This is a genomic window from bacterium (assembly GCA_040753555.1).
Taxonomy (GTDB): Bacteria; UBA9089; UBA9088; order UBA9088; family UBA9088; genus JBFLYE01.
In genome coordinates this window covers 1-11028 of the sequence record JBFMDZ010000071.1, presented here as the reverse complement: position 1 = coordinate 11028, position 11028 = coordinate 1, and the positions used below count along the sequence as shown (strand labels likewise).

The 11028-nt window shown below is 38.8% G+C and carries 6 protein-coding genes, 2 rRNA genes and 1 pseudogene; 8 read left to right on the top strand and 1 reads right to left on the bottom strand.

Features of this window, described 5'->3' with window-relative positions; all coding sequences use genetic code 11:
• From AB1630_07045 to holA, 8 genes are all read left to right on the top strand, one after another.
• On the top strand, window positions 1-2001 hold a 2001-nt coding region (locus AB1630_07045; protein MEW6103549.1), incomplete at its 5' end, for a T9SS type A sorting domain-containing protein.
• 125 nt (window positions 2002-2126) lie between these two features.
• A 23S ribosomal RNA gene (locus tag AB1630_07040) occupies window positions 2127-6096 on the top strand.
• 194 nt (window positions 6097-6290) lie between these two features.
• Window positions 6291-6408 (top strand): 5S ribosomal RNA (rrf, locus tag AB1630_07035).
• Window positions 6409-6468: 60 nt separating this feature from the next.
• Window positions 6469-7533, top strand: a complete 1065-nt coding sequence (locus tag AB1630_07030) for a rod shape-determining protein (GenBank protein MEW6103548.1) — start codon at window positions 6469-6471, stop codon at window positions 7531-7533.
• Window positions 7506-8297: a rod shape-determining protein MreC gene (gene mreC / locus AB1630_07025; protein MEW6103547.1), complete on the top strand. Its 792-nt coding sequence runs from the start codon at window positions 7506-7508 to the stop codon at window positions 8295-8297. The genes AB1630_07030 and mreC overlap by 28 nt, the downstream gene beginning before the upstream one ends.
• Window positions 8298-8522: 225 nt before the next feature.
• Complete coding sequence (locus tag AB1630_07020; GenBank protein MEW6103546.1) at window positions 8523-9236, top strand: metallophosphoesterase family protein; 714 nt, start codon at window positions 8523-8525, stop codon at window positions 9234-9236.
• On the top strand, window positions 9226-9762 hold the full coding sequence (locus AB1630_07015) for an LptE family protein (protein ID MEW6103545.1): 537 nt from the start codon (window positions 9226-9228) through the stop codon (window positions 9760-9762). Before AB1630_07020 ends, AB1630_07015 begins: the two co-directional genes overlap by 11 nt.
• Window positions 9728-10687 (top strand): DNA polymerase III subunit delta, encoded by a 960-nt coding sequence (gene holA, locus AB1630_07010; protein ID MEW6103544.1) that lies wholly within the window; start codon window positions 9728-9730, stop codon window positions 10685-10687. The genes AB1630_07015 and holA overlap by 35 nt, the downstream gene beginning before the upstream one ends.
• A gap of 5 nt (window positions 10688-10692) precedes the next feature.
• Here the strand turns inward: holA and AB1630_07005 are convergent.
• A pseudogene (locus AB1630_07005) lies at window positions 10693-10896 on the bottom strand (DUF6775 family putative metallopeptidase).
• Window positions 10897-11028: the final 132 nt, after the last annotated feature.

Genomic DNA, 11028 nt, shown 5'->3' with positions numbered 1-11028 from the left:
AAGCTTTCCTCATATACCCTAGAATATGGAGAGGGAGAAAATCCAAGCAAATGGAATACAATTATAACCTCTAGTAGCTCAATAGACAATGGAATATTGGGTACTTGGGATACAACAAAATTAACCGATGGGACATATACCCTCAAGCTTACCGCTACCGATGGAGAGGATACAAATATTCAAAGGGTTACTGTAGAGGTCAAAAATAAAGGAGGCTTCTTCGACAACTTCGATGACGGTAGCGCTAATGACTGGCAGACAACTGGCCTCTGGCACCTAGAGACAAAAAGGTCTCATTCTGGACCATACAGCTTTGCTTATAACAATGGAATAAACTATAATATCGGAAGAAACTCAGGGTATATTATCTCTCCCGAGATTGACCTTTCCTCTTTCTCTAATCCAATACTCTCATTTTGGACATATTGGCAACACGAATCCTATCCTTGGGGTTCCTATGATAATATGAAGGTAGAGGTTTTTAATGGAACTTCCTGGAATCAGATATTTTACAATGATTGCAAAAGCCTTTCTTACTCAGATTGGCATCAGGAGAGCTTAGACCTTTCCTCCTATTATGGTAAAAAGATAAAGATTAGATTCTCCTTTGATACTGTAGATAGCCTCTATAACAACTATGAGGGATGGTATATCGATGATGTAGAGGTAAAAGAATCTCCTTATATTTATAAAGAGGATTTTGACGATGGGAACACAGAAGGATGGGCTTTAGATGGCCTCTGGCATATCAGCGATAAAAGACAAGATACGCCAAAATTCAGTATCGTCTACAACAATGGGACAGATTATAATGTGGGAAGAACATATGGAGGTGCAATAAGCCCGATAATTGACCTTAGAAATTGCAATAATGCCTCCCTTTCATTTAAGAGTTGGTATGAGACAGAGGATTCATCAACCTATTGGGATAGAAAGATTGTCTATCTCTCAACCGAGGACTCTAGCTACACAAACTGGACACAAATATCCCAAGTATATGGAACAATGAGGCAATGGATAGGCTATCAAGTAGACCTTACCCCTTATTGCAAGAAAAAGATAAAGCTAAAATTCTTCTTTGATTCAATAGATCATATTTTAAACAACTATGAGGGTTGGTATATAGATTCAATCAAGATAGAGGATAAAAAGACAAAATCTATTTTACAAGCTAAGGAATCCAAGATATACTCCATCTTTGAAAGAAACGCATTCGGGCTTAATCCCATAGATTCTCTCCCTTTCTTTGATGAGCTTATGGCAGAGGTAATGTTGCTTGTAAAAGAAAAAGAAGCAAAGAGGGAGGAGAAACAAAATCTTCCTCTTATTCTTTCTTTTAATCCAGCTCAAGCATATGCTCTTCCCGAAGATATCATTGAAAGTGAAATCCTTGTGAACAATCCAAATAATCTTATGGGAGCAGAGATTGCCATCAAATTTGATCCCGAAAGAATAGAGATATTAGAGGTAAAAGAGGGAAATCTCCTTTCAAATCCAAAGGGATACTTTATGCTAGATAAAGGGTTATTAAAGGTTCAGGTATTAAGCCTAAAGGAAGGAGCAAATAAAGATGGATGTTTGCTTAAGATAAAATTTAAAATAAATAAGCCGCCATTAAAGATTGTAATAGCGGAAGCCATTTTAAGGGATTCCTTAAACCATTCCTTAAGCTTTGAAACAAAAGATCTGTCTATAGAGGCAATTTTATCCTCAGAGCTTTTCCCATCCTTTCCAAACCCAGCGAAGGATGGCGTCTGGATTCCATTTAATCTAGCAAAGGATGCCAATGTAGAGGTTGGTATCTTTAATATCCTAGGCCAAAAAATAAGGACAATAAATGTAGGCCAAAGGAACAAAGGCTCCTATACCCAGGCAAAGGAAGGAAGTGCTATCTTTTGGGACTTAAAAAATAATGCTTTACAAAATGTATCCAATGGATTATACTTTTATAAATTAAAGGCAGATGATTTCTTTGCCATAAAGTCAATGGTTGTAAAATAAGGGTAAAAAGCATATTCCATTTTTACAAAAAAACTCTTGACAAGAGCATTAAATTATATTATAATTTTTTTAGAAACTAAAAATTGTTCTTTGAAAAGTGAAGAAAGGGTAATCTGTGGTAGCACGGGTAAGATAATAAGGGTATACAGTGAATGCCTAGGTTAAAGAAGAGCGATGAAGGACGTGGCTGGCTGCGATAAGCTTGGGGGAGGTGTCTAGCAACCTGAAATCCCAAGATCTCCGAATGGGAAAACCCACTTAGGGTAATACCTAAGTATCCATATCTGAATCCATAGGGTATGGAGGAAGACAAGGCCAAGTGAAACATCTCAAGTAGCCTGAGGAAAAGAAAGCAAAAGCGATTTTGAAAGTAGTGGCGAGCGAAATCAAAAGAGCCTAAACCAACTATGTTTATAAGCCCTATTGCGTTGCATAGTCGGGGTTGTAGGAACAAGAGGGGTTAAAGATAGGTTTAACCAAGAAAGTTAAAAATCTATTTACAAGCCGAATTTTCTGGAAAGAGAGCCAAAGAAGGTGAAAGCCCTGTAGATAAAATAAATAGACTTTCTTCCTTGTTTCCTAAGTAGGACGGGACACGGGAAATCCTGTCTGAATCTAGGAGGACCACCTCCTAAGGCTAAATATCTCTTTCAACCGATAGTGAACAAGTACCGTGAGGGAAAGGTGAAAAGTACTGCGAAAGCAGAGTGAAATAGTACCTGAAACTGTGTACCTACAAGCTGTCAGAGGGCTATGCCAGGTTAGGTGGGAAAGACAAAGGTTTTTAAGCGTAATAGATATTGGGAAGGAAAACGCAAGTTTTCTTCCTTTAAGTCTATTCCTTAAAACCGGCGTCTTTCTTGACCACTGGAATGCCTAATGGCGTGCCTTTTGAATAATGAGCTGGCGAGTTACTAAGTGTTGCAAGGTTAAAGGGTATAAGCCCTAAAGCCGTAGCGAAAGCGAGTCTTAAAAGGGCGACAGAGTAGCATTTAGTAGACCCGAAGCCCGGTGATCTATCCATGGCCAGGGTGAAGCAGGACTAATCTCCTGTGAAGGCCCGAACCGGTGTAGGTGGAAAACTGCTCGGATGAGCTGTGGATAGGAGTGAAAGGCTAAACAAACCGGGTGATAGCTGGTTCTCCTCGAAATGCATTTAGGTGCAGCCTCAGGTAATGAATTATGGTGGTAGAGCACTGAATGGACTAGGGGCCCGAGAGGGTTACCAAACCCAATCAAACTCCGAATGCCATAATTTTTATCCTGGGAGTGAGACAGTGGGGGATAAGCCTCGTTGTCTAAAGGGGAACAACCCAGACCATCAGCTAAGGTCCCTAATGCAGGCTAAGTGGGAAAGGATGTTAAGTTGCAAAGACAATCAGGATGTTGGCTTAGAAGCAGCCATCATTTAAAGAAAGCGTAACAGCTCACTGTTCGAGTGGCTTTGCGCCGATAATCCAACGGGGCTAAGCCTGCTACCGAAGCTATGGATATATAGAGTCAGAGAGTCAGGAGTTAGAGAGTCAAAGAGTCAATTGACTCCAAGACCCTTGGACTCCAAGACCCTTTAGACTTTTATATGGTAGAGGAGCGTTCCACACAAGGATGAAGGCGTACCGAAAGGAGCGCTGGACAATGTGGAAGTGATTATGTCAGCATGAGTAGCGATCAGAGGAGTGAGAAACTCCTCCGCCGAAAGTCTAAGGTTTCCTTGAGTAAAGCTAATCTGCTCAGGGTAAGTCAGACCCTAAGCCGAGGCCGAAAGGCGTAGGCGATGGAAGACAGGTTAAAATTCCTGTACCACCTTTGATTATTGAGCAAGAGAGTGACACGGAAGGGTAGGCTATGCGAGTTTTTGGTTGTACTCGTTTAAGGCTAAAGGCAGCATAAGCTGCTGAAGGCTGATGGGGATCTAGCGGCGAAAGCCAATTGGAGAAGTAGCCAATCCCATGCCGTCAAGAAAAGCTTTTTTGGGAGATTAAGGGTGTCTGTACCACAAACCGACACAGGTAGACAAGTAGAGCATACTAAGGTGCTCGAGACAACCCTGGTTAAGGAACTCGGCAAAATAACCCCGTAACCTCGGGAGAAGGGGTGCCATAGTGGGCAGAAAGAGCTTGCTTTTTCTGTTTGCTGTGGCCGCAGTGAAATGGCCCAAGCGACTGTTTAATAAAAACACAGGGCTCTGCTAAGTCATAAGACGATGTATAGGGCCTGACGCCTGCCCGGTGCTGGAAGGTTAAGAGGAGAGGTCAGCCCTTTCGCAAGAAGGGGTGAAGCCTTGAATTGAAGCCCCAGTAAACGGCGGCCGTAACTATAACGGTCCTAAGGTTAAAAATAGCCTTAGTAAAACTTGGCTATATGCTGGAAACTCTGAGTATCCCATATTACTACTTGATGTTTTTGGATAGGTAATATACAATACATCAGGAAGTGAAAATATATGGGTGCAGACAACCAGCAGGAAAGACTAAAATTTATGGGATGGATTGTTGGGTTCATTGATGGAGAAGGATGTTTTTCTATATCTATCCACAAGTCGCCCCACACAAAATGCGGATGGCAAATTTTTCCTGAATTTGTAGTTACACAAGGAGAGAAAAGTTTAGCTGTCCTTAGAAAGATAAAGGATTTCTTTGGATGTGGAAATATCTATGTAAATAGACGATATGACAATCACAAAGAAAATCTTTACCGATATTGTGTGAGGTCGCTAAAGGATTTGAGAGAAAAAATTATTCCATTTTTTATAGAAAATCCATTACAAACAGCAAAGAAAAATGATTTTGAGATATTTAAACAAGTAATGGAAATGATGAAGAAAAATAAGCATTTAACAATAGATGGAATTAAAGAAATAGCATCATTATCTCAAGAAATGAACCGCAAAAAATCTAGTAGAATTTTAGTTTCCTCAGAGACTATACGCCAAGATCCTAATGAATTAGGATAAGATATAGTCCGTACTCCATAGCGATATGGAGAGGCTAATAGAAATATTTAGCCCGCCATTGCATCAATGGTCTTAAAGTAACAGAATAGAGCGAAATTCCTTGTCGGGTAAGTTCCGACCCGCACGAATGGCGTAACGACTTGGGTGCTGTCTCAACCAGGGACTCGGCGAAATTGTAGTACTTGCGAAGATGCAAGTTACCCGCAGCGGGACGGAAAGACCCCGTGAACCTTTACTGTATCTTGGCATTGAATTTGGGTGTGTTATGTGTAGGATAGGTGGGAGGCTTTGAAGCAGGGGCGCTAGCTCTTGTGGAGCCATCGTTGAAATACCACCCTTACCACATTCAGATTCTAACCTACTCCCTTGAATCAGGGAGAGGAACAATGCCTGGTGGGCAGTTTAACTGGGGCGGTTTCCTCCTAAAAAGTAACGGAGGAGTCCAAAGGTTCCCTCAGTGTGTTTGGCAATCACACGAAGAGTATAAAGGCATAAGGGAGCTTGACTGCGAGAGGGACACCTCAAGCAGAGACGAAAGTCGGGCTTAATGATCCGGCGGTTCTTTGTGGAAAGGCCGTCGCTCATCGGATAAAAGGTACTCCGGGGATAACAGGCTTATCTTGCCCAAGAGTCCATATCGACGGCAAGGTTTGGCACCTCGATGTCGGCTCATCGCATCCTGGGGCTGGAGCAGGTCCCAAGGGTTCGTCTGTTCGCCGATTAAAGCGGTACGTGAGCTGGGTTTAGAACGTCGTGAGACAGTTCGGTCCCTATCTGCTGTGGGCGTAGGAGATTTGAAGAGGAGCTGTTCCTAGTACGAGAGGACCGGAACGGACAAACCTCTAGTGTACCAATTGTCCTGCCAAGGGCATAGGTTGGGTAGCTATGTTTGGAAGTGATAACCGCTGAAAGCATCTAAGTGGGAAGCACACCTCAAGATGAGATCTCCCGTAGCTCTGGAGGGAAAGATCAAAGCCTTAATGAGTAAATGAGCTTGCTTATTTACAAGTTAATGTAGAGAGATTTCCTTCTATCCTCCTGAAGACTCCAGAGAGATTATCTGGTTGATAGGCGGTAGGTGGAAGCGAAGTAATTCGTTAAAAATTTAGGTTTGGATGAGAGGGAAAGAGTGGCTTGCTACAAATTCCTTTTTTGAAAAACTTAAAAGCCAAGCCGTACTAATAAGTCGTGTGTCTTTTTTCCGTGCTACCATAGATTATCCTTCTAAAGATTATAAATTTTAAATTGTAAATTTTAAATTTTAAAATATTTTTTACTTTCAATTTGCAATTTTCAATTTGCAATTTACAATTCTTGAGCGAAGCGAAAGAAAATATCCTGTGACAATGTCGAGGGGGAAACACCCGTTCTCATTCCGAATACGGAAAGTTAAGCCCCTTGGAGCCGATGGTACTACACTGGTGACGGTGTGGGAGAGTAGGAAGTTGCAGGATTTTTTGTTTTTATAAAGATTTAATAGACAAACCTCTTTTTTTTCCTTTATAATTTAGCTAATGTTTAAAAAGATTCTCGCTTTTTTCTCAAATGATATGGGAATGGATTTGGGAACAGCCACAACCCTTGTTTATTTAAAGGGAGAGGGAATTGTTTTAGCAGAGCCATCTGTGGTTGCAATAAATAGGGAGACAAGGGATATTCTTGCTGTAGGAAATGATGCAAAAAGGATGCTTGGAAGAACACCTGCTAATATTGTTGCCATTCAGCCATTAAGGGATGGTGTTATTGCAGATTTTGAGATAACGCAGGATATGATTAGATACTTTATCCAGAAGGCTAATAAAAAGAAGACACTTTTGCCATTTAAACCAAGGATTGTTATTGGTGTTCCATCTGGAATAACAGAGGTTGAAAGGAGGGCTGTTATTGAAGCAGCAGAGCAGGCTGGAGCCTCTGAGGTTTATTTAATTGAAGAGCCTATGGCAGCAGCTATTGGTGCAAATATCCCTGTTCAAGAACCAACAGGCCATATGATTGTTGATATTGGTGGAGGAACAACAGAGGTTGCTGTTATCTCCCTTGGAGGGATGGTTGTTTCTAAGTCTATCCGCATTGCAGGGAATGAAATGGATGAGGCAATTGTTCAATATATAAGGAAGCATTATAATCTTTTAATAGGAGATAGAACAGCAGAGGAGATAAAGATAAAGATTGGTTCTGCATATCCACTTGCTGAGGAGAGCATAATGGAAGTAAAGGGAAGGGATGCAAATACAGGGCTTCCAAGGACATTAAGAATTTCATCGGATAAGATACGGGAGGCATTAAAGGAGCCCATAAGCTTTATTATTGATGTTATAAAGTCTGCCCTGGAGGAAACACCACCTGAGCTTTCATCTGATATTGTTGATAAGGGTATAACAATGGCAGGGGGAGGTTCTCTTCTTAATGGCCTTAATAAACTAATCTCTGAGGAAACCTCTCTTCCTGTTGTTATTGCAGAAGATTCAACCAAATGTGTAGCCATTGGAACTGGAAAATACCTTGATGAGCTGAAAAATATCAAAATGGCAAAGAAAAGGGCTAGTCTACAATGGGTATCAAGGCTTTCCTCAAAGTAAGGGTCTTTATTCCTATTGCCCTATCTTTTCTTATTATTATCATAAATCCCGAGAAATTAAGGGATTCTTTTCGTAGGGTTATCATTCCTATAGAGCTACTTGGTGGAAAAATAAGGGGGGCTTCTTCCCATTTTAACGAAGCTGTAAAGGATAATATAAGGCTTACAAAAGAAAAGGAGGAATTAAAGAGAGAAATTGTTTTGCTTACTTTTAAATATGCAAAACAAGATGAAATTTTACAAGAAAACAAAAGGCTTCGCGAAATTCTTAATTTTAAAGAAAAAACAAATTTTAAACCAATTATAGCCAATACATTGGGTTTTTCTTCCTCTGCTATATCTTCAACAATTATTATTGATAGGGGATTAAAAGATGGAATAAAAAAGGGCTTCTCTGTTGTTTGCCTTTTTAAAGAGAAGGAGGTTTTTATAGGAAGGGTAATTGATGTTTTTCCGCTATCATCCCTTGTCCTTCTTATAACAGACCCGGAGTTTTTTCTTCCTGTAAGGCTTAAAGTAACAAGGGAAAAGGGGCTTTTAGAAGGACAGAAAGACAAGATGGAGCTTAAATTTATAGAAAACAAAATACCTGTTAGACAGAAAGAATCTGTTCTTACTGTTCAAGATGAATTTATACCAGATGATATCCTCATTGGCTATGTAGATAATATTTCTTCTAAAAAAAGTGGGTTATTTAGAAAGGTATTTGTGAAACCAGCAATTTCCTTTTCTCGCCTTGAAGAGGTTCTTGTTCTTGTTCCGTAGTCGGAACTACCCAGGCACATACTGCCACGACTGTCGTGAATTTAGTTTGTTTTGGAAGAATAGGTTTTTATAAAGAAGTTATGAAGAAGTTATTGAGTTGTATTTTGATGGAATGAACAAGATTAAGGGATATTACAATAGGGAGATAAGGGTGTGTCAGGATGTACATGGTTTGCCCGTTAATAACTTTTTGATTTTTTGCAAGAAAAATGTTATTATTGTATAATGCAATATGGAATAATTTCAGATATTCATGGAAACCTTGAAGCCCTTTATGCTGTTATTCCGCACCTTTCTGATGTTGATAAAATTGTTGTATTAGGTGATATTGTTGGATATGGACCCTGTCCAAATGAGTGTTGCGAGTATATAAGGAAGCTTAATCCCATTGTCATTGCTGGAAACCATGATATCGCGGCTGTTGGAAAAAAGGATATAAACTGGTTCAATCCATATGCAAGGGAGGCTATTGAATGGACACAGCAAAACCTTACATTGGAAAATAAGGAGTGGCTTTCTTCCCTTCCCTTAAGGGAAAAACAAAACAATTTTGTCTTTGTTCATGGCTCTTTAAGGAATTATACAGATGAGTATATATTTAAAGAGAGGGAGGCAGCAGAGAGCCTTGTATTATTAAATGATGAGATTCTATTTATTGGCCATACACATGTTCCCTCATTTTTCTTTGTTGAAAATAATAACATCCAGGGAAAGAGGATTATGGAGGATGAGGTAATTCCACTTAAAAAAAGAAGCATAATAAACCCTGGTTCTGTTGGTCAACCAAGGGATTATATTCCAAAGGCAAGCTTTGGAATTCTTAATAACAAAGAATTTAGACTCTTTCGTATCCCTTATAATATAAAAAGAACCCAGAAGTTTATGAGAAACGAAGGGCTTCCAGAATACCTTATAAAAAGGCTTGAAAATGGACGATAGGACAGAGGACAGAAGACAGAGGATAGATAAGTCCGAACCGTCTGTTTGTTTGAACTGCCTGAATCGTCTGAACTGTCTGTTGTCTGTTGTCTGTTGTCTGTTTATTGGCTGTGCCGCCCCTCCAAAAATAGAGGAAAAAACAATTTTTGTCTTTCTTTTTTATAATGAAACAAAGGAATACGGACTTTCTGAGGTGCTTAATTTGGCAATTACGGACGAAATAATGAAGGATGGGCATCTTAAGATAGAAGATAGAGAAAAGGTAGATTTAAGCCTTTCTGGAAGGATTGTAGATTATAAAAAAACACCAGTTGCCTGGACAGAAAAAAAGGAAATAATAGAATATAGATTAAGGATGGATATTGAGTTTGAGCTATTTTTTCAAAATAATTTAATTCTAAAGAAAAGGCTATCTGAGGCAATAATATATTCAGAGGATGAAGAAAAGGAAAAATTGAGGCTTTGTGTAAGGGTAGGAAGGCGTATTTCTAATGAGCTACGAAGATTTATTAAAGGATATAAATAAGGAAAAGATTGCCTCTGGATATTTGTTTGTTGGAGAGGAAGATAACCTTAAAAGGGATGCAATTTTTAGGATAAAAGATAAAAGAAAAGCAAACCTTGTTGTCCTTGATGATGAAAAGAATTTAAGGGAGGTTCTTTCAAACGATATGTTTGGAGAAAGCAAGGTTGTTGTCCTAAAAGAGCCCTCTATAAAACAAAGAGAGCTTATAGCAAAATACATCAAAAATCCAAGTCTATCTATTACTATTATCATCTCTCTTAAGAAGGTAGATAGCTCTTATTCCATCCCCGTTGTAAACTTTCCAAAGCTACATTTTAATAATCTTAAATTTTGGATAAGGGAAAGGTTTAGAGAAAATGGAAGAATAATTAAAGCATCTGCCATTGACCTTATGCTTGAAACCATAGGCGAAGATACATCATTTCTTATGGGAGAGATTGAAAAAATAACCCTCTATTGTTCCAAGAAAGAAATTTCTGATTGTGATATTTTTCCCATTCTTTCCAAAGGAGAAAGCAAAAACATATTTTTTCTCCTTGATGCAATAGGAGAAAGAAAAATGTCTGCTTTGTCTATTTGTAATGACCTTCTCTCTTATGGCGATTCTTGTAATCGTATTTTATTTATGATGGAAAAGAGACTAAGGGAGATATTTTCAATAAAGGATGGGATAAGGGATGAGGCAATGAAGGATTGGCAATATAGAAAGATCTCTAATCAAGCAAGGCTATTTTCAAAAGAGGAGGGATGCTTTATATTTTCTAGCCTTGCCGATTGCGACCTTAAACTAAAATCCTATAGTCCAGGTTCAAGAGAGTTTATCCTTTTAAGCTTAATATATAGAATATGTTCATCCAATCAGAGGAAAGCAATGGAGGTGAATAGTTTTAATGCTGGCAGTGATAAAAGGAAAAATGAATTTTAAAAGAGCTAAATAATGAAGTTTTTATGTTTTTCACAAAGTTTTCCTGATGTAATTTGGGCATTTATCATCTCCTCTTGCCAATGGCTATTATAAAGCCTACAATCTTTATCTTCACAAAAGGGAAAGCCTGTTAAATGAAAGAATATTGCTTGTAAAGCATAGCCCTTTAGAATTTCTAAAATATAGGGAGAGCCATAATCTATAAACCTTCCTTTAAATTCCTATATTTCGCTACCTTTGTCCAGAATTACCTCTAAACAGGATATATTATATCAAAAACACATCACAAAAAGATAATCTCTTTTTTCCTTTATAGATTTTTTTGTTAAATACCATCAAAA

What these genes read in the sequence shown, in the direction of transcription:
- AB1630_07030 (MEW6103548.1), top strand. Translation starts at nt 6,469, where the DNA reads ATGTTTAAAAAGATTCTCGCTTTTTTCTCAAATGATATGGGAATGGAT.
- mreC (MEW6103547.1), top strand. Translation starts at nt 7,506, where the DNA reads ATGGGTATCAAGGCTTTCCTCAAAGTAAGGGTCTTTATTCCTATTGCC.
- AB1630_07020 (MEW6103546.1), top strand. Translation starts at nt 8,523, where the DNA reads ATGCAATATGGAATAATTTCAGATATTCATGGAAACCTTGAAGCCCTT.
- AB1630_07015 (MEW6103545.1), top strand. Translation starts at nt 9,226, where the DNA reads ATGGACGATAGGACAGAGGACAGAAGACAGAGGATAGATAAGTCCGAA.
- holA (MEW6103544.1), top strand. Translation starts at nt 9,728, where the DNA reads ATGAGCTACGAAGATTTATTAAAGGATATAAATAAGGAAAAGATTGCC.